The sequence below is a fragment of the Dyella subtropica genome, from assembly GCF_026283965.1.
GTDB lineage: Bacteria > Pseudomonadota > Gammaproteobacteria > Xanthomonadales > Rhodanobacteraceae > Dyella_D > Dyella_D subtropica.
Genome location: NZ_JAPDPD010000030.1, coordinates 1 through 19,371, shown reverse-complemented (window position 1 = coordinate 19,371; position 19,371 = coordinate 1). Strand labels below are relative to the sequence as shown.

The following is a 19,371-nucleotide window of genomic DNA, read 5'->3' as shown; positions in this document are numbered from 1 at the left end:
GCAGCGCGCGGCTTGACCTGGCAGCCAGCCAGGCACTGCGCCACGCACTACCACCTGGCGGCCACTCAACGGCAACGCGGGCAACGGGGAGGTCATAAACAGGCTCTCGAACGTGCGAGTTCTTGCCAACTGGCTGCAAAGGCGCGAGCGCGCATAGCCGTTTCAGCCGCACTGCGGCGAGGTGCGTAGAGAGCGGAGCCGATGCCGAAACCGCGTGCGCCAGCAGCCACATAAGCGCCCATGTTGTCCGGGGTGATCCCGCCAACCGGCAACAGCGCGAGGTCTGGCGGCAGCACCGCCCGCCACGCTTTGACGACGGCAGGCGGAATCGCTTCCGCCGGAAATACCTTCAGCGCATCCGCGCCGGCATGTAGTGCCGCGAAAGCCTCCGTCGGCGTCGCCACACCCGGCACACATAGCAGGCCAGCGCGCTTGGCCTCAGCGATCACCGCGGTGTCCGCATGCGGCATCACAATCAATCGGCCACCTGCGTCAGCGACTTCACGGACCACCGACGGCGACAGCACCGTGCCTGCGCCGATCAGGCAACGGTCGCCAAACCTCTTGGCCAGGTGCGTGATGCTCTTCAGCGCCTGCGGTGAATTCATCGGCACTTCGAGCACGCGAAAACCGGCATCGATGATCGCCTCGCCCACCCGCACCGCTTCATCGGGCGTCAGCCCCCGAAGAATCGCCACCAGCGGCAGCGGTTCCAACCAAGACGCGATCATGGGTTAGCCCTTGTAGAAGTCATGGAATTTGATCGCGCGACCAACCCGCCTGCCTTCGCCAGACACCACAGGCCGGCCGCCGCAGAATCGTCGACGGGCGGCGCGAGGCTGGCCTCGAATTCGCCAGCGGCCAGGCGATAGCGGGCGCAAAGCGCCGCATCACCGATCAGCCACAGCGGGGCATGGCCGGCCGTGCCAGCGTCGGCGCGCATCGCGCGAAACTCCTCGCCGATCAGCAGTCCCGACAGATAGTCCGGCACCGCGTTCGCGGACAGCGCGCCATCCAGCATCAGTGCGCGCGCGGCGAACAGACGGCTGAACGCACCGGCCGCGCCGCTGTCGCGTGCACTGCGAACGCCATCAATGAAGGCTTGCGAGTCGAATGGGCCAGCATCGTTCGCCACGCCAGCGCACAGAATCGAATGCTGGCGCAACAAACCGTACAGCTCGCCCGTCATCATCGTGCGGAAGTCAACGATCAGACCGTCGCGAACCGTCACCCACTTGCTGTGAGTGCCCGGCAGAACCACCGTGGCGTTATGTGCGTCGCGATGCTCGGCGATCAGGCCGATGATCTGGGTTTCCTCGCCCCGCATGACGTCCGGGCCGCGCGGATTGCGCAAGCCGGAAACGATCGCCAGGCTATTGCCATCGGCACCTCGATCGAGCGCCTGCGCCAGATCTCCCTGGCCTGCAGGCAGATCGACATATGGCACTTCGCGCCAACCGTTGCGGCTGCCGACCATCCCCGAGGCGATGCGAGGCACATCCGGCCAACTTGCGGTGATCGTTTGCAAGGCACCAGCGAAGCCCCCGTCCGGGAGCTGCCTGACGCCCCAAGGCCGGCTGCGGACTTCGAGCACATTGCCGCCCCCGTCCATCAGCATCGCGCGCAAGCTCGACGTGCCCCAATCCAGCCCGATCAGCCCACTCATGCCGCCATGGCCCACGTCGCTTGGCGGGAGCCGCTATGACTGCCCGAGTCGGCGAACCACCCTTCAAGGCACCGGATGTCACCGGGAGCAAACGGGCCGGCACCGATCAGCCGCCCACGTTCGTGGACGACCTGCGCATGGATACGGCGGGCGGGCTGGACCTTGGACACGAGGCGACACTCTCGAGGGCTGGGATTCTAATTGTATGACAAATACCTTTTAGCATGATCCGCCCGCCCGATGCTACGAGAGCGAAACCTCATAACCGTGTTTGGTGAAGTTCGTGAGAGCCAGCACAAAACCTTCACAGTGCGCATGCGTCCTGCGGACGCAGTCCGCCACTCTTGCCTTGGGCTCTTGCTCTTCGGCTCTTCGGCTCTTTGGGCCCCTGTGCAGCGGTGAGGGTTGGACGATCAGGCCCGCAGGGCCTACAACGAGCTACGCGGAGACCTTGAACACGCTTTAGGGACCCGGAATAGCCTTGTAGTGCGCCATAAGCCAGTCGAGCAGCGCCTTGTCCCTGACCGGGTCTTTCAGAAGAGCGCCTTCTTTCACGACCGCGTCCGCGATGATCTTGTCGCGCAAGTCGGTGTCGCTCAATGCGCCGACCGGGGATGGAAAAGGCACCTTTGCAGCCAGGCCCCAGATACGGCTCACGCTGCGGGAAACGCTCTCCGACAGCGTGACGTCGAGTGTGGTGACAATGGCTTTTCCCGCCGCCTGCGTATGTACCGTCAGGTCCATCAGCTTGGAAATTTCGAGTATCAACGCCTTATTGTCGTCGAAGGGCTTGTGGTTTCCGGCCAGGTAGGCGCGCCGAACACCCCGAATCAAAGTGTGGACGTCGACGCCGGCGTCCCACGCTTTTCGCAAGAAGAGGTCGGTGGCGGCCTTGACCTTGTCCTCGCGGGTAAGCGCGCCGCCTCCTGCCGCCTTGCCCGGGGTAAAGGTTTTCCCGTCGAATTTGCTGGTCTTGTACAAACGCTGCGGCAACTCTTCGTAGTGGGCGGCGTTGGCGACCTTCTTGTCTTCGTCCAGTTCGAAGAATCCGGGATCGGCGTAGTACACATGGTCGTCCACCGAGGCATTGGCGAAGTGGCTGGCCTCATGAATGAGTGTCGACTTGGTTTCATGGAGGTCGTCCACCTTGGCAATCTTCAGCAGCAAATGCATTTGCTTTGTGCTGTTGATGGCCCAGCCCCCAAGGCCCACTTCAGGGTCGTCCAGGTTGTAGTCGGTGGTGACTTCGGCATCCACTTTTGCCGCGCTCTTCGACAAATCCTCGAGCGCAGCCCTGGCTCCCACGTAGTTGGCTTTTGCCGTGGCGCTCTTGGTCCCAAAGACCTGGGTCAAGCCAGCAGCATCACCCTCCACGGTCTTGATGTCGGCCGCTGCTTCCTTCATCGCCCACTGGAGTTTGGGTTTGTCTACCGCCAGCACTTTGGTGTCGGCGTCGGTGACGGACTTGTAGATCTTCGAGCGATCCGCAACGTCGATCGCGTTGTCGAATTCCTTTTCGTCGATCTTGCCTGGAGCCGGGAAGATCTTGGCGACGATGGTAGGCACCGGGTCCTTGCTCTTCAGTCGCCTTTCCTTCTCCATGCGCTCGAGCAATTGAGTGACTCGGGCCTTGATGACGGCCTCGGGGATTTTCAGATCCTTGTCGGTGTAGGCGGCCTTCACTCGATCGAACTCGGGCAGGCGAAAGCGTACGCCTGGCTGGTTGAGTTCAGCGGCAACGGGATGAGTGAAGCTGCTTTTGGGCAGCTTCACCATCGGGCCGGATGGCTCGGAGGTGGCCTCTGCCATCTCAGGCTGGATCGGGGGATCAATCGGAATCTGAGTGACATCACGTCCAAAACCGGCAGCGCCGATGGTGGGCACGCCACTTTCGACATGTTCGGCATTCGCAGCTTGCACCGGCTGCGCCGCGTGATTCGCTATGGCGGGCTGCCAGTGCGGCGTCGGATGCTCGCCACCGCTTGCACGGTCGGAGAGCATGGGCCTGACCGGAGCGATCGGCCGATTTGTCTTGGGCTTGCCAGCGAAGTCACGCATGGTCGATCCGCCCCCTCATGACCCAATGCCCTGGCGCCGAAGCGCGGGCTGCACGTGAACCCGAAGCTCTCGCCATGGCAAGCGATTCAACGGCAAACAGGGTGAATCCGGCGCGAAAGCTGTGGCACCCAGCCCTGCTACTGATCAAGTCCTTTGTAGAAATATCTTGCTGTGCCGGATTCGTTGTAAAACAACTCCACTGACAGTGCATGGGACAAATTTCGTCGCGCGATGGCGTCCCTGATGATGTCGAGCGAAGTTTCGGCCTGCTTCTGGTATCTACTCATGGAGATGGATGCCGCATGCTTGCGGTAGTAATACAAAGGCAGCGGCAGATGGATGAAATCCGTCACCTCCGAAAGCCTCAGGCAGAAGTCGTAATCCTGCGCCACTTCGATGCTCAAGTTCGGCTCGATCCGGCCGTACAGCTCTCTTCTGAATAACTTGAAGTGGAACGACATGAAGTCTTTCAAGAGGTTGTCTCTTGAGTAGGGTATTTTCGACCTTTCTCCAACCTTGATCACCCTTGACGTGCCGTCCATTTCATAATGATCGGTATAGACCAATCCGTATGATGGATGGTTGTCCAGTACGTAGCTGGTGTACTCCAGGGCGTGATGAAAGATCATGTCGTCGGCATCCACCATGCCGATATATTCGCCCGTGGCAAGCAGGGTCAACTCATGCAATCTGCGCACCTGCCCGGCATTCTCGACGTGATCGATGAATCTGATTCTTGAATCGGAATAGCTGCGGATGATGTCCGCGGTCCGGTCGGTCGATCCGTCATTGGCTATGATGAATTCCAGATCGGAAAGTGATTGACTCAACACGCTGTCAATCATCTCCTTGATATATTTTTCCGCGTTGTAGGCGGAGCTGATGATGCTGATTTTCGGCATGGTCTCTGGCGCGATGATTTTCCACTGGCTGGCAGTGTCCGTTGAATGCAGTGGCGGGGGCCTATGGTCCCCGCCACTGCAGGCTCGCTCAGAACACCCAGGTCAGGCTCATTCGCGCCGCCTGATCCGCGGCATGGTTGGCGAACTGCCCGCTGTAGCTTGCATCGAAGGCGACGTTCGGCGCCAGCGGGAAGCTGATGCCGCCAGTCACCGCCATCGCGTTGCGCGACACCGGTACGCCGGCAATGTCGAACGCGCCACCGCCGCTGGCGAAGCGCATCGTGCTGCGCGAGGCGGTATCGCCCCAGGCATGCTGCCAGCCCACGCTGGCATGCCCGCGCAGGCCGCCGGTCGCATCGAGTGCGAAGTTGCCGCGCAGGCCCAGCGTGCCGACTGTCTGCGCGGCGCTCTGCGCGTTCACGTCCAGCGCAGCCACTCCGTTTTCCCGGATCGCGTTAGTGTGCAGGCGCTCATACGCCAGGTTGACGAACGGCGCCAACGTAGCCTGACCCCATGTCATCGCGTAGCTGCCGTCCGCATACACCTGCGTGGTGTTGGCGTGGTAACGGCTATCGGCCAGCCCAACGACGTTGCCAAACGCCACGCTCCGATTGGTGCTGACTGTCTGCCAGCCGAAGGCCGCTCCGGCCTGCAACTGGAACGCATCGACCTGGGTGCTGCCGTACACGCCCAGATGCTTGTTCAGCACGTGGGAGTCGGAGCCCAGCGTATCGATGCGCGCCGAACCCTGGCCCGACCCGACGACTGCGCCCACCCGTGACGACGCACCGACCGGCAGATCGGCACCGATCAGCAGGCCGCTGCCATTGGCCGTCAAGCGAGAGGTGTTGCCATCGCCGTCATGGTCGCCCCAGTGCCCCCACACCGCGCTCCACGCGGCGACACCGCTGTCGGTGCTGGCACTCAGTCCGTTGGCGCCGTTGCTCATGCCCAGCAAGTGATTGTGGATCGCTTCGCGCACATAGCGGTCGTTGTCGACCAACGCGGTACGCGTGCTGGCGTGGATCTCGCCCGAGAGCTGGTCGTAGGCCCCGCGTGCAGCGGGTGCATCGAGCTTCACCAGGGCCGCATACACCGGCGTGCCCCAGCCCAGACTTTCGGCGGCCCCGGCCGCTGCCTTCTGGTTGGACGTCTGCGCCACGCTGGCGAACAGAATATCGTTGCGTTGCAGCGACAGGCTCACCGCATTGGCGGTGTAGCTCAGCGTCGGCGTGAGGAAGGCGAGACTGGAACTGGCCGACGCGAATGTCCCGCTCACGCCGCCACCAGCGGTGAGGATGGTGTAGTCGGTTCGCGGGATCCAGTTGCCCGGCTGCGCCAGCACCACGGTGCTGCCACCGAGAATGGTCGCCTTGCCGCTCACCGCCAACAGGTCGACCTGACCGCTCGGGGTAGCGTCGATGGTCAGCGTGCCATCCGCCTTCTGGGTGAAGTTGCCATTGATGGTCAGCGTGCCGACGGAGCCACCCGGCCAGATCGTACCGTCGCTGACCACATCGCCCTTGATGCTGCCATGGCCACGCAAGGTGCCGCCGGCCGCGACCTGGACGTTGCCGCCCAGCACTGCCGTCGGCGTGTTGATGTCGCCCACCTCCAGCGTGCCGGACTGCACCGTGGTGGCGCCCCCGAACGAGCTGGTGCCGTTGAGGACCAGCATGCCCGCCCCGGCCTTGGTCAGCGTGCCGGTGCCCGCGATGTTGCCCGCGAAGACACCATCCGCGGCCTGGTTGAATACCAGCGCGGCGTTGTTGGTGACGTTGCCTTGCAGGCTGCCGCCATTGCCGACCTGCAACGTGCCGGCATTGATCACGGTGCCGCCGGTGTAGGTATTGGCGCCGGTGAGCGTGAGCACACCGCTGCCGCTCTGGGTCAGCGAACCGGTGCCGGTGATCGCGCCGCCGAAGTTCACGTTGTCGCTGTGGTTGAAGGCGAGCACGCCGCTATCGGTGACATTGCCGGTGATCGCACCGCTGGTGCCGCCGTTGCCGACCTGCAGCGTGCCGGCGCTGATGACGGTGCCGCCGCTGTAGGTGTTGGCACCGGTGAGCGTGAGCACACCGCTGCCACTTTGGGTCAACGAACCAGTGCCGGTGATCGTGCCACCGAAGTTCACGTTGTCGCTGTGGTTGAAGGCGAGCACGCTGTTATCGGTGACGTTGCCGGTGATCGCACCGCCGGTGCCACCATTGCCGAGCTGCAACGTGCCAGCGCTGATCGTCGTGCCGCCGCTGTAGGTGTTGGCGCCGGTGAGTACGAGCGTGCCGCTGCCACCCTGGACCAACGAGCCAGTGCCGGAAACCACACCGGCAAAGGTGCCCGTGCCGGTCTGGTTGAACACCAGTGCAGCGTTGTTGGCGATATTGCCCTGCAGGCTGGTGCTGTTGCCCTGCAAGGTACCGGCACTGATCGTGGTGCCGCCGGTGTAGGTATTGGCGCCGGTGAGCGTGAGCGTGCCGCTGCCACTCTGTGTAAGTGAACCAGCGCCGGTGATCGCGCCCCCGAAGCTCACGTTGTCGCTGTGGTTGAAGGCAAGGATGCCGTTGTCGGTGACGGCGCCGGTGATTGCGCCAGTGGTGCCGCCATTGCCGACCTGCAGCGTGCCGGTGCTGATGATGGTGCCGCCGGTGTAGGTGTTGGCCCCGCTCAGGATCAAGGTGCCGTCGTCGATCTTGCTCAGCGATCCCGCGCCGGAGATCGCGCCGGCATAGGTTGCGGTCGTCTTACTGTTGGCGTTGTGACTGCCCTGATCGAAGATCACGCCGGCGCTGGCACCGTTGGCTGGGGCAAAAGCGATGTTACCCACGAGACTGGTGGCATCGCCGTGCACCACACCCTGGGTGATGGTCCAGCTTTCGCTGGCCGTACCGGCACCGGTCAGTGTCCAGGTGCTGCTGCCGTTCTTTTGGTAGTTGTTGAACTGACCGAAGGTCGCGCCAGTGGCTAACAAGCCCACGTCAAAGCTGCTATTGACGCTGCCGCCCAACGCGAGCGTGTCGGCCGCCTGGCCGGCGCTGCGCGTGGCGGTGATGGCGCCGTTGAAGGCATAGCCGTTATGCAGCTCCAGCGTATTGCCGCCGCCGGTGAAGTCGATGGCGTGGGCCTGGGTCTTGCCGTCGCCCGACAGGCCACCACTGATCACGCCCTCATTGATGACAGTGGTGCCGCCCGTGCTGGTGATACCTACACCGCCGAGGCCCACAATGGTGCCGGCTGCACCTGCCGCGCCGGGGGTACCGGGACTGCCCACAGGGGCAACGACCGGGCCAGGAATGCAGCCTGGACCAGGAAGGCAGCCCGGACCCGGCATAGCGATCGAGCCAGACACACCGCCTTGGCCGCCGACGCCAACCATGCCTCCCTGACCACCGGTGATGCTGCCGCCGATGTTGATGATGGTGTTGCCGCGGCCCATGGCGGCGATACCGACACCGCCGTCGCTACCGTTACCGCCGTTGCCGCCTACGCCGCCATTGCCTGACGGGTTGCTGCCTGTGCCACCCGTGCCGCCGTTGCCGCCATTCCCGCCGATGCCGCCGGTGATAACGCCACTGTTGTTGACCGTGTTGCCGTCACCCGTGAGCGTGATGCCGCGACCGCCGACGGCGCCGTTGCCGCCATTCCCGCCCGCGCCACCATTCGGGGAGGTGCCGGCCATTCCGCTGTAGTTGCCCACGAGGCCGGTGTCACCCTGGCCGCCGTTGCCACCACGTCCACCAGTGATCGTGCCGCTGTTGTCGATCACATTGCCGCTCAAGGCATCGACTCCGCTACCGCCGACACCGCCCGTAGCGCCAGCGCCGCCCCTAAACCATGCGACCTTGGCGTAGGCGGGATACTTGGAAGGAAAGGTGAAGCCACCGCCGCCACCGATACCGCCGGCACCGCCGGTGATCGTTGTGCCAAACGCAAGAATGACGTTGTCGTGGTTGCCGATAGAAGCACCGTTACCGCCCGCGCCGCCGGTACCGGCGAATGTCACCGCGGTGGTCGGACCAAAAAAACGCACCCCTCCGCCGTTGCCGCCCGCGCCACCGATACCACCGGTCACCGGAGCCCTCGCCGCCACGGTCAGCGTGTCTTGATCACCTAGGGCGATCGCTGCGCCGCCTAGGCCGCCATGACCGGACGTAGCGCTGAGTGTTCCGCTGAGAGCTAAGGCGCCGATGCCACCGTTACCGCCGCTGACAGCCGCCTGGTTGGTGACGGTATTGCCACCGCTCACGGTCATGCCGTTGCCGCCATCGCCGCCGTTACCGGCGGTACCGCCTGGAAAGCTAATACCGCCTGGGTAGGGGGTAGGGACGAAGAAGGGAACGAGGTTGCTGCCGCCGGCACCGCCCGTAATGGTGGCCATATTGGTCAGCACGTTGCCGCTACTGCTGATCGCCAGACCGGCGCCACCGGTACCGCCATTGCCGCCATTACCGCCTTGTGCTCCGGCGGCAAAACCAGCACTGCCGCCCACGCTGCCGAGGCCGCCCGCACCACCTTGGATCGTGCCCGTAGCGCTGAGCGCACCATGGCTGCCGTTGATCGCCAGGCCGATACCACCGTTGCCGCCCCGGCCCGCATTGCCCGCTGCTTCACTTGTAGGGCCGGCGCTGCCATAGCCCGTGCCAAAGGCATTGCCGCCCCAACCACCCTGGCCACCGGTGCCGCCGACCAACGTACCGCCATTGACGAGGCTGCCTAGGGTGCCGAGGGTGACGGCATTGCCGCCATCGCCGCCTTGCCCGCCGTTGCCTCCGCGGGTACCGGCCTGAGTGGAGTCCGCACCGCGGTTGCCATCGCCGCCGTTGCCACCTTGAATCAGGCCATTGTTTTGCACGGCGGCCGGCTGAGCGACACCAGAAACCAGCACACCAGCACCGCCCGCGGCACCATCGCTCCCTGCGACGTTCGCACCGGGAGCGGAGGAGCCATAACCATAACCTCCACCCAGGCCGCCATAGACCGAACTGCCTGTGCTGTTGATGAAGGTACCAGTCGCCACGGTGACCGCGTTGCCGCCGGTGCCAGCGGCGATGGCCGGAGAGTTCTTGGTTGCCTGCATGCCAGGGCCGCCGTCGCTGCCCATGAGCTGGGCCGTGTTGACGCCATCACCCAGTTGCAGCGTGCCTTGGTTGACGAGCCAGTTCTGGCGGCCGGTGTTAGTCAACGTCCACTGACTGCTGCCGGTTTTTTCGAACTGGGTGAAGTTCTTGTACTGCTGGCTAATCTGACTCAAGTCGAAACTGTTGCCGCCGGCGGCATTGGCATCGCCGCCCAAGGCCAGCGTATCGCCGCCACCGACCGTGCCGATCACTGCGCCGTTGATCAGCGAGCCCGCCTCCAGCACCAGCTTATTGCCGCCGCCACTGAACGCGATGGCGTTGGCCTGCACGGGGGTTGCATCACCCGACATGCCGCCGCTGATCGTGCCTGCGTTGTTGACGGTGGCACCGCCGTTGGCGGTGATCGCCACACCGCCGCCCATGCCCGGCGCCGTGCCGTTACCACCGGCAATCGTGCCGTTGCTATTGATGATGTTGCCGGCGGTGGAGCCGATCACGGCGATGCCGATGCCGCCGCTTCCCTGGACCGAGTTGTAGCCTCCGCCATAGCTGCCGCTGTTGCCGCCAGTGATGTTGCCGCTGTTATTGACGGTGTTGCCGCTGGCGCTGATGGTGATGCCATTGCCACCCGTTGAGGTATCACCAGAGTTGTAGGTGGAACCATCGCTCTCGCCACCGGCAATCAGACCGCCACCGGCATTGTTGATGACGTTATTAGCGCCAGCGACCACAACGCCGTTGCCGCCGATGGTGCTTACCGAATTAATGCTGGCGTTGCTGAGGCCGCCGATGATGTGACCGCTGTTGGAAAGCGTGTTTTTGCTACCGGCGAACACCAGTCCATCACCGCCCTGACCGCCCGTGCCGCCATCGCTACCTGCGCCGCCGGTCACGGTGCCGCTACCTGTGTTGGTAATGGCGTTGCTGCTGCCGCTGACGCTGATGCCCACGCCGCCGATGCTGCTGCCGCCGCTGCCACCAGTGACACTGCCGCCGTTCGTAACCGTGTTGGTGTTGCCGCCGATCTGCATGCCGGCGCCATTGAGCGGCGCGCTGCTGCCGTAGCCACCACCCATCCCGCCGGTGAGGTTGCCGCCGTTGATGACGACCGTATTGCTATCGCCACCGACCCGCAGGCCGTTGCCACCGTTGCCGCTATTGGAGTTGCCGCCGTAAAGCTGCGCTCTGCTATCGACGGTCAGCTGGTTGCCGCTGTTGCTGACGTTGATCCCGTCGCCACCATCACCGTCTTTGCCGATGCCGCCTACATAGGGGTTGCCGTAGCCACCGTTGCCGCCGGCAAATCGGTCGGAAAGGGTCGCCGTGCTGCCGGATGCTCCAGTCAGGCGCGCGCCATCGCCGCCGGCACCACCGCCACCACCACCACCCGTGCTATTGCTACCGGCGCGACCACCGTTGCCACCCTGGCCGCCCACCCAGCCGGTGCCCCCGGGCAATATCCCATCGGCCGAGCCCACATAGCCATCCGCGCCGCCACCGCCACCGCCACCGCCGCCATCGGGGTCGCTCGCATCAGCACCGTTACCGCCGTTGCTGCCTGCCACCTGACCTGCCGCTCCGCCAGCGGCCGGCGACGTACCGCCGCCACTGCCGCCGGCTGCGCCAGCAGCGCCGCCACCACCGCCGCTACCGTTAGCGCCGTTGCTTCCTGCCACACCGTACCCGGTACCGCCGGCACCACCCGGTGCGCTGCTACTGGCACCGCCATTGCCGCCCGCGCTGTCCGTGGTCACGGCCGCATTCGCCGGAAACGCGCCCAGCATCAACGCGATCGCGCAGCTCAGTGCCAACGGCTGCAAGCGGTTGCGACCGGTCGTCGTGCTTGCGGCGCCGTCGGTGCCACTGCCGTGATTCGATGCCAACTCCGAAGCGACTTGCATCACGCGCAGCGTGCGGTTCCAGACGAGCCGGTAGGTGTGATTCATGGTTGTCCCCTGTGGTGGATGTCGCGGATCTAAGGCGTTCTTTGCTTCAAATCTCTGTAAAAGTTTTTTGTGCTTACTTTTTGAATTGAGGCCTTTTCGAGCGTGATTCCGGCGCGTCGCGCCTCTACCGCAGCGCGGATGACACGGCAGTCATCGCGCTATCGATGCGATTTCGTTTCGCGCACGCGCGCACACCCCGCACCCGTCGATGCGGTTTTGAATGGCTCCCTTCGGATGCTTTAGCTAGCGCGCGAGGAAATTCACCCTAAGAGCTGGCACCCTAAGAGCTCGCGCCCTAAGAGCTAATGCGTAAAGCGGAGAAAAAGTCGGTCACTCGGTGGCTGCGCTACCGCGAGCCCATGCCACATCGGGTCGGTACGGACACGACCCATCCGGCGCAAGACCACGCCCCCTGCGAATAGCAACTCGTTCACTCCCTGGCCCCCTCAGGCTTCGCACGTCCGTTCGCGAACGCGCTTCCGTGTAACCACCGCGCCCACACCAGCAAAGTATCAATTTGTGATGTAGATCTCAGATTTGAATACTAAGCAAGGGTTGCAAGGAACGACATGTCTGTGTGTCGCATTCTCGGTACGCTGGTGCCGGAGTCGCGCTGTCAGAATCCTCAACTGAGCTCGTTCAGGCTGTTGACCCAGCGCCGTACCATGAGATTGATCGACGGGGTTTGCGCGCCCCGAATGCTTGCCGCGCGATAGGCACCCGGCGATACGCCGAAGGCTTGCTTGAAGAGCCGGCCGGCGTGGCTCTCGCCAGCGAAGCCCGACAAGGGCGCCAGTTCCGCCAGCGACTGGCCGTCGAACGCCCGATCGTCCAGCCAGTCGCGCAGCAGTTGAAGTCGACGCTTTTGGATGAACTTGGCCACGCCACCCTGGGACTCGAACATGCGATACAGGCTCGCACGCGAGATACCCGTTTCGCTGATGATGTCCTGCACCGAAAAGTCGCGCACCGCGAGGTGCGCTTCGATCAGGCGCTGGACCACTTCGCGGCGCACGTACTCCAGCCGGTAAAAGTCGGACCGCGCGCCGGTGCCGGCGGGGTTGATCGCCACCGACAGCAGATCAACCAGCGTGCGCGTGATAGCGGCATGGGCACCAGGCGGCAAATGGGGCGCCTGTTCAACCAGCGCACGCAACATGGCGCCCATGAGCGCCCCTTCCCGTGCCGCGATCTTGCGGCCATGAAGGCCGTCCACATAGCCGGCCGCGGCCCGCACCGCATCGCGCGCCACGCCGAGCGTAATCAGGCGCACGGCATGGGCGCCACATTCCATGGCCTCGCGGGTATCGAGCAGCAAGGTCTCTCCCGGAGCGATCGGCACCGCCGCGCCCTCCGGTCCGCCGATCAATTCACCGCTGACCACGTGATGCAGCACGAAGTGATTGAATCCGTCCCGCGCTACCCGCTCGCGGCGGTGGTGACGCACGCCGCCGTACTCCCTAACGAACAATAGCGTCCGATCCAATCGCCAGCTGCGGACGCGGGCGAAGAAGAGACCCCCTGTGCGTTCGACGTCCGCTCCCGCGGCGTAGAGATCGCAGTACCGCGCGAAGGCGTCGTCCTGGTCGTATTCGGCGCTGTCGAACGCGAATATCTCGCTCACCCAGCCGTCTCCACGACGGCGCGGTGCCAACCTGCGCGCGCCAGCAGCGCCGACGCGACGCCAAAGACCGCCGCGCCCGCGCACACCACGTACAACGCGGTGGACAAGCCATGACCGCCTGCGCCCATGCCGTCACTGACCAGCCCCGCGACGAACGGCCCCAGCCCCACGCCCAGCACGGTGATAAAGACGAGGAAAAGCCGCAACCCGGCATCGCGCAGCGGCGCGGGCAGCAGCATCGGCAACCCCGCCAGGGCGGCCACCGCTGCGGTGCCGCCGACCAAGGATGTGAGCGCAAGGAAGCCGCAGGCAGCCGCGGCCGATGTGGTCCGCGGCACCACCCAAAGCAAGGGGACGGCAATCAGCAGCGCACCCGCCACCACCGCCATCGGCGTCACGCTTTTCCCGCGCGTATCGATCAGGGTGCCGGCGATCAGGTGACCCAGCGGCGCTGCCACCAACAGCGCCACGCCAAAGGCGAGCGCCGCGGCAGCAGGCGCCAATCCCTGCTCACGGTGCAACACCGACGGCGCCCAGGCACCCACGGTCTGCACGACCAGTACGCTCGCCCCGGCACCGCAAAGATAGGTGCACATCGCCCCGGGTCGACGCCAAAACGAGGCCAGCAGCTGCCTGAAAACCGCAGCGGAAGGCAGCGACACGGGTGGCTGCTCCACGCGACGCAGCAGCATGGCGATAAGCGCAAGGTTCGGCACCGCCATCACCAGAAACAGCAGACGCCAGTGCGCGAGACCCGAAACGGGTATCCACCTGGCCAGAAACGCCAGCACTGTGCCGCCCATCAGCAGGGCCAAGCTGCGCCCAGCCGCCGAAGCCGCCGTGAACACCGCCATCGAACGGCCGCGCCACTGCCACGCCGCGCATTCGACGATCAAACCCAGCGCGAGTGGCACGAAGGCCGACTGCCCCAGCCCAATCAGCGCCCTGGCAGCGATCAACATCCCGAAGGATCGCCCCAGCGCGAAGACCACCATGCCGAGCGCCCATGTGGCGATACACCCCGCCAGCAGGCGAAAGCGATGGCGCGAACTCGCCAATGGCCAGCTCGCCAACATGCCGACCGCATAGAGCAACGCAAACGCCGGCCCATCGAGCAGGCCCAACTGGGTGTCTGAAAGACTGAGGTCCGCCTTCAGCAGCGGCGCCGCGACAGCGAGCAGATTGCGATCGGCGAATGCGGCGCAATGACCGAGGGCCAACACGCGAACGAGCGAGACGGGCATGCCTGTCGAAGGCGAATGAGCATCGGACAACGGCACGTCCCCTCCTGGTCAGCGTCGAATCTCAGCCATGCGAGTGGCTGGCTCCCCTACCTGCGGGCGGACTGTGTGCAGCAATATCTGTGCCATGAAGATCGCAAAGCGTGAACTGCATCACGCCTCACTCGGGGTATAGGTGTTGTGACAAGCATCGACCTGTGAGTGACACGCAAGGTCACCTTGGCGATCCGGCAGCGCGAGAAATACGCCCCCTTCCATCGCGGCGCACTTCACGACGGACAGAGGCATGCCTTTGTCCTGCAACTACCAGCACGGCCATCGTGCCTACCGGAACGGCCGACGTTATCCGGTGATCCAAACGGATGCGTGTGCCATTCGGTACGCCCTCACCGGCAGCTGCGTGCCAGCCGCATCATCGCGACGACGCCAAGCAGATGGGTGTCGAAGGTGGCCCGCCAGTGATCGGGCGACTGCACCGACGGTTGCTTGTCGAAAGCGCCGAGCATGATGCCGGCGTTGTTGACGAGGATATCCCGCCGCCCGTAAGTGCGTTCCACATAGCTGGCCGTCTCGATGGAAGCCGGCTGATGGATATTCGGCGCGACGGCTTCCGGGCTCAGGATGACGCGTATCCCTAGTTGCACCGGCTGCAGGTGGTTTCAAAGCCGATGCCTTTGTTGGCAGACGAAGCCTTCCGTTGGCTCCGCAAACGCACCCATGCGATGGCGATGCCATCCAGCGACGTTCTTTCAGTGAAAGGATGAGCCGGCCGGGAACACTCCCTCAGCGCCGAAAGCGCGTACCCGGCGCAAGCGGCCGTTCCGGCGCGGCGCCCGTGTGGGCAGGGTCCCTGGCGAAACGGTTCGTCGTTTTGTAGATCGGCGGCGCCGTGCCATCGGCTTCCTGCTTGGGCTTGCTGCTGATGGTGCCGCCATAGATGTTGTGGATGTCGGCGAGAGAGATGGTCTTGGGCGGTTGGTTCACAGTCGTTTCCTATGTAGTGGCCTGATGACGCAAAGGTGCAGGTCGAATCCAGGGGTCAGTGCATGCGGTGATACCAGAGCGCTTCGATGCCGCTTGGCGTGAGCCGCACCTTGGTTCGGCTGAGCATGACCAGCTTGGTTTCGAGCAAGTGGCGGAGGTCGTCGAAATGACCAACGGCTTCCAGCGCCACTGGACAACGGAGATCGATACCCCGCAATAGCGCCCATTGAACGGGCGTGAGCGCGGATGGGTCGTACATGGCACGGCTCCCATGGATCGAAGGACAAACAGGCATCGTTGCTTGAGCCGGGAAACCCGGCGGCGAGGCACGGAACCGTTTGCTACCTGGCTAGAGAACTAGGATCGTGACGCTGACGAGCAGCCCGTCCAACGGGGCAGGAGATGTGGAGCGCAAACCTAAAGAGCCGCACGGGGGCGGGCCGTGGCGCAAGGACTGAACGAATGAAAGCTGATGCCGCTGCGCTTCGAATCAACGGTAACGGCGGAAAGCAGCGATCACATGAACGTGGTCCATAAGGACTCTACTCTCTTTGGAGGGCCCTGATGTTATGGCGGCACGGAGCGTGCAGGCAGGCTCTGCCAGGATGTTGAGCAAGGGCTGTCATGCCCTTGCTCAACGCGCTTGTGTCCGGCCATGTCCGGACTCGGCGCGGCCCATCAAGCACTTGCTGCGTTTGATGGGCGGCAGGCCATCCGTGGCTTGCCAGTGGTTTGAACAGGCACTTAGATCACTGCGTATGCACAACGCCGTCGCCGATACCCAAGCAAAGCCGCAGCGCCAGGGCTTTGCCATGCGCTCGCCATGATTGGACGTTGTTGCGCCCGGCAGGCTCGCGCTCCACGGGCGGATGCGGAATGAGCGGCACCGGCGCCGCAGCCAGTTGGCGCGCCAGGCGCGCGTCGGCGATGTAGCCATGAAGAAACAGCAGATTCGTCCAGAGTGAGCTCATGGTGTTCCGTCCCGGGTTTCGCCGCAAAGCGTCGTAGCGAGCATCGAAGGGCGTGCGCAGAACCGCTCGTACCAGGACGACAGGCGAGGGCGCCCTGGCTTGAATGCGTACACGTTTCGAAATTCGATCCAGCTGAGCGTGGTGGCCAGCGCGATATCGCCGAGGTCGACGGCCCGCTCCGTGTCGATCTCCTGCTCGATGACATCGCAGGCGGCGATGATCTTCTGCAAATGTCCGTCACGCAGTGCCGGCCAGCGCAATGACTCGGGTCGCCGCTCGGCCTCCCAACGCACGTCGATGCCGGCATCCGCGATGCCTTGCGCCAGCGCCTGCGCGCGCAAGGTGCGGTAGCGGGCTTTCTTGTCGAGCGGAATCAGTTTGCGGCCTTGTTGCAAGCCATCCAGGTACTCGCAGATCACGTTCGAATCGAACAGCGCGAAACCGTCGTCGCAGATCAGCACGGGCACCTTGCCCAGCGGGTTCAGCGCGAACACCTCGTCGTTGCGGAGGGTCGGGCTGGTCTCGTGATGAATCACTTCCAGCTGTTCGTGGATGCCCATTTCATGAGCGGCGACGAGCACTTTGCGGGCGTAGGGGGAGTGGGTCTGGTACAGGAGCTTCATGGACGTTGCTTGCCTTCGTATATGCAAAGGGAGACCTGATTGGCGTTGAATCTCAGCCACGCGAGCTTTGGCTCCCTCCCCTGCTCGCAGGGGAGGGCTGGGGAGGGGTGAGTACTTGAGAAAGCGTTTCGGGAGGGGCTTTCGCAAGGGCTCACCCCCTCCCAACCTCCCCCTGCGAGCAGGGGGAGGAGAACATCGCGCCATCTGAGATCCAACGCCAATCAGGAGGGAGATGGATGTCAGTCGAGCGCGTGCAGCTGCTCGCGCAACTCTTGGGAGATATTTCCGCCACACAGAACGGTCGCGATCCGCCGCCCTGCGAAACGATGGGGATGCGCCAGGATGGCGGCCACACCTACGGCACCGGCCGGTTCCACCACCAGATGAAGATGCCGATGGATCAGCCGCATGGCGTCGAAGATCTGCGCCTCGGAAACCGAAACCACGCTGTCGCAGCAGCGGCGCAGCTCGGCCAGCCTTGACGAAATAGGCACGCGCACCGCGATGCCGTCGGCGATGGTGCTCGCCGTGCTTGTCTCGATAGCCTCGCCGGCTTCCAGCGAAAGCTTCATCGCCGGAGCGTTCTCCGCCACCACCGCGATGATCTCCGTGGCGGGAGCACGCTGGCGAAACACCGCGCCGATCCCTTCCAGCAGTGCACCGTTGCCCAGCGGCACGACGACCGCATCGAAGTCCGCCACGCCGAGGAGTTCGAGCGCCATGGTCCCCGCACCTTCGGCGATAGCGGGTTCGGCGCCGTCCTCCACGAACCGCAGGTCATGCTCGGCTGCATAGCGGCGGGCGGCCTGCTTGGCTGCGTCGAAATCGATGCCTTCAAGGCGAACCTCTGCGCCAAGCCGGCGCATCGCATCAATCTTCACCGGGTTCGCAGTGGTCGCGGCGAACACCGTGCAGGCGTGACCTCTTCTTGCCGCCGCATGCGCGAGCCCTTGTCCGAAATTACCGGCGGATGCGCAGACGATGGTCTCGCCCGGCCGTAGCGCCGTCGCGGCGAACAGCTCCGCACCACGCCCTTTGAAGGAACCGATCGGGTTGGCGGTTTCATTCTTCGCCAGCAGCATGCATCCCAGCTCGGCATCGAGTGCCGCGGCGCTGGCGAGCGGGGATTTGAGAAACACAGGATCAATCAGGCGCGTAGCCGCCTGGATGTTGGCGATGTCGAGCATGGGTGGCATCTGCAATGGAGGTAGGGATGGCGACCCATGCTAGGGTTCGGCCGCGCGGCGTGGCCGCGACTCTCACCGCGAAAGCGGGTTTTCTCCCCGATACACGGGATTGACGCGCGGCCATGCCCACCGACCTCGACAAATTTGATCGCAAGATCCTCGCCATCGTCCAAACCGACGCGCGCCGCTCCGCCGAACTGATCGGCGCAGACATCGGCCTGTCCGCCTCGGCCGTGCAACGGCGCATGGCGCGCCTGCGCGAGGAAGGAGTCATCACCGCCGAGGTGGCCGTCGTCGATCCCAAGCGCGTCGGCCGCCCACTGACCTTGATCGTCGACGTCGAAGTAGAACGCGAACGCCCCGAACTGCTGGCGAGTCTGAAACAATGGATCGCCACCGAACCTGCTATCCAGGAAGCGTGGTACGTCACCGGCGAAGGCGACTACGTACTCATCATCACCGCACGCGACGTCGAAGACTACGACGCACTCATGCAAAAGCTGGTCGCCGAAAACGCCAACGTGCGGCGCTTCCAGACACGTGTTGCGCTTGGCACGCTGAAGCGAGGATTGCTGGTTCCGGTGGATGCACCCGACGCCTGAGCAGTGCGCGCGAAGCGCGCCGCTCCTGCTTTTGACGTTGCTCTTGATCTCCGGGTCCCCTGTGCAGCGGTGAGGGCTGGACGATCAGGCCCCGAAGGGGGCGCAGGCACGGATGCCTGCGCCTTTTCGACAAGACACGGATGTCTTGTCGAAAAGCCCGGCCAGCCCTCACGAACCCGAAGGGCGCGTAACCGGGGTGGCCTCTCTTTTGGTTACTTTTCTCTGGCCAAACAGAGAAAAGTAACTCGGACCGCGGCAGCGGTTCGAAAGCCCGCCGCAGGCGAACCAGAACACGCAGTCGCGACAATCGAAGCGCAAAGACACTGGACCCCGGCCTACGCCGGGGTGACGAAGTAGAGGCGGTGTCGCGAGCACCCGCCCCTTGTAAGTTTGCTTTACCCCCGCCAGACCGTTGCCCCTCGGATCACGAGATCGTAGGTGAGCCTGGGTCGGCGGGGACTTTTCCTCACAACCCGAACAGTTGCCTGGGCT

At 64.2% G+C, this 19,371-nt stretch carries 14 protein-coding genes; 1 reads left to right on the top strand and 13 read right to left on the bottom strand.

What is annotated here, in order from left to right:
- Nucleotides 1-92: 92 nt before the first annotated feature.
- From OUZ45_RS19795 to OUZ45_RS19735, 13 genes are all read right to left on the bottom strand, one after another.
- Nucleotides 93-731 (bottom strand): 2-dehydro-3-deoxy-6-phosphogalactonate aldolase, encoded by a 639-nt coding sequence (locus OUZ45_RS19795; RefSeq protein WP_266172052.1) that lies wholly within the window; start codon nt 729-731, stop codon nt 93-95.
- Nucleotides 728-1,666, bottom strand: a complete 939-nt coding sequence (locus OUZ45_RS19790) for a 2-dehydro-3-deoxygalactonokinase (RefSeq protein WP_266172051.1) — start codon at nt 1,664-1,666, stop codon at nt 728-730. Before OUZ45_RS19790 ends, OUZ45_RS19795 begins: the two co-directional genes overlap by 4 nt.
- Nucleotides 1,667-2,128: 462 nt before the next feature.
- Nucleotides 2,129-3,724 (bottom strand): hypothetical protein, encoded by a 1,596-nt coding sequence (locus tag OUZ45_RS19785; protein ID WP_266172050.1) that lies wholly within the window; start codon nt 3,722-3,724, stop codon nt 2,129-2,131.
- Nucleotides 3,725-3,861: 137 nt separating this feature from the next.
- Complete coding sequence (locus tag OUZ45_RS19780) at nt 3,862-4,626, bottom strand: glycosyltransferase family 2 protein (RefSeq protein WP_266172049.1); 765 nt, start codon at nt 4,624-4,626, stop codon at nt 3,862-3,864.
- Nucleotides 4,627-4,714: 88 nt separating this feature from the next.
- Nucleotides 4,715-11,647, bottom strand: coding sequence for an autotransporter-associated beta strand repeat-containing protein (locus OUZ45_RS19775; protein ID WP_266172048.1), 6,933 nt, complete (start codon nt 11,645-11,647; stop codon nt 4,715-4,717).
- 625 nt (nt 11,648-12,272) lie between these two features.
- Nucleotides 12,273-13,271 (bottom strand): helix-turn-helix domain-containing protein, encoded by a 999-nt coding sequence (locus OUZ45_RS19770; RefSeq protein WP_266172047.1) that lies wholly within the window; start codon nt 13,269-13,271, stop codon nt 12,273-12,275.
- Nucleotides 13,268-14,551, bottom strand: a complete 1,284-nt coding sequence (locus tag OUZ45_RS19765; RefSeq protein ID WP_266172046.1) for an MFS transporter — start codon at nt 14,549-14,551, stop codon at nt 13,268-13,270. Before OUZ45_RS19765 ends, OUZ45_RS19770 begins: the two co-directional genes overlap by 4 nt.
- Before the next feature lie 347 nt (nt 14,552-14,898).
- Nucleotides 14,899-15,156, bottom strand: coding sequence for an SDR family NAD(P)-dependent oxidoreductase (locus OUZ45_RS19760; protein WP_266172045.1), 258 nt, complete (start codon nt 15,154-15,156; stop codon nt 14,899-14,901).
- A gap of 139 nt (nt 15,157-15,295) precedes the next feature.
- Nucleotides 15,296-15,496 carry a hypothetical protein gene (locus OUZ45_RS19755; RefSeq protein ID WP_266172044.1) on the bottom strand — a complete coding sequence of 67 codons (201 nt, stop codon included), beginning with the start codon at nt 15,494-15,496 and terminating at the stop codon, nt 15,296-15,298.
- Between the two features lie 55 nt (nt 15,497-15,551).
- Nucleotides 15,552-15,755: a hypothetical protein gene (locus OUZ45_RS19750; RefSeq protein WP_266172043.1), complete on the bottom strand. Its 204-nt coding sequence runs from the start codon at nt 15,753-15,755 to the stop codon at nt 15,552-15,554.
- A gap of 490 nt (nt 15,756-16,245) precedes the next feature.
- Nucleotides 16,246-16,467 (bottom strand): hypothetical protein, encoded by a 222-nt coding sequence (locus OUZ45_RS19745; protein WP_266172042.1) that lies wholly within the window; start codon nt 16,465-16,467, stop codon nt 16,246-16,248.
- Nucleotides 16,464-17,090: a glutathione S-transferase family protein gene (locus OUZ45_RS19740; RefSeq protein WP_266172041.1), complete on the bottom strand. Its 627-nt coding sequence runs from the start codon at nt 17,088-17,090 to the stop codon at nt 16,464-16,466. Before OUZ45_RS19740 ends, OUZ45_RS19745 begins: the two co-directional genes overlap by 4 nt.
- A 239-nt stretch (nt 17,091-17,329) precedes the next feature.
- Nucleotides 17,330-18,277 (bottom strand): threonine ammonia-lyase, encoded by a 948-nt coding sequence (locus OUZ45_RS19735; RefSeq protein WP_266172040.1) that lies wholly within the window; start codon nt 18,275-18,277, stop codon nt 17,330-17,332.
- 122 nt (nt 18,278-18,399) lie between these two features.
- On the opposite strand from OUZ45_RS19735, the gene OUZ45_RS19730 reads away from it, so the two are divergent.
- Nucleotides 18,400-18,879, top strand: a complete 480-nt coding sequence (locus OUZ45_RS19730; protein ID WP_266172039.1) for an Lrp/AsnC family transcriptional regulator — start codon at nt 18,400-18,402, stop codon at nt 18,877-18,879.
- Nucleotides 18,880-19,371 lie beyond the last annotated feature (492 nt).

Bases quoted from the DNA above. Each gene is read 5' to 3' on its own strand.
- OUZ45_RS19750 (WP_266172043.1), bottom strand. From the start codon at position 15,755: ATGTACGACCCATCCGCGCTCACGCCCGTTCAATGGGCGCTATTGCGG.
- OUZ45_RS19775 (WP_266172048.1), bottom strand. From the start codon at position 11,647: ATGAATCACACCTACCGGCTCGTCTGGAACCGCACGCTGCGCGTGATG.
- OUZ45_RS19795 (WP_266172052.1), bottom strand. From the start codon at position 731: ATGATCGCGTCTTGGTTGGAACCGCTGCCGCTGGTGGCGATTCTTCGG.
- OUZ45_RS19735 (WP_266172040.1), bottom strand. From the start codon at position 18,277: ATGCTCGACATCGCCAACATCCAGGCGGCTACGCGCCTGATTGATCCT.
- OUZ45_RS19745 (WP_266172042.1), bottom strand. From the start codon at position 16,467: ATGAGCTCACTCTGGACGAATCTGCTGTTTCTTCATGGCTACATCGCC.
- OUZ45_RS19730 (WP_266172039.1), top strand. From the start codon at position 18,400: ATGCCCACCGACCTCGACAAATTTGATCGCAAGATCCTCGCCATCGTC.
- OUZ45_RS19780 (WP_266172049.1), bottom strand. From the start codon at position 4,626: ATGCCGAAAATCAGCATCATCAGCTCCGCCTACAACGCGGAAAAATAT.
- OUZ45_RS19790 (WP_266172051.1), bottom strand. From the start codon at position 1,666: ATGAGTGGGCTGATCGGGCTGGATTGGGGCACGTCGAGCTTGCGCGCG.
- OUZ45_RS19740 (WP_266172041.1), bottom strand. From the start codon at position 17,090: ATGAAGCTCCTGTACCAGACCCACTCCCCCTACGCCCGCAAAGTGCTC.
- OUZ45_RS19785 (WP_266172050.1), bottom strand. From the start codon at position 3,724: ATGCGTGACTTCGCTGGCAAGCCCAAGACAAATCGGCCGATCGCTCCG.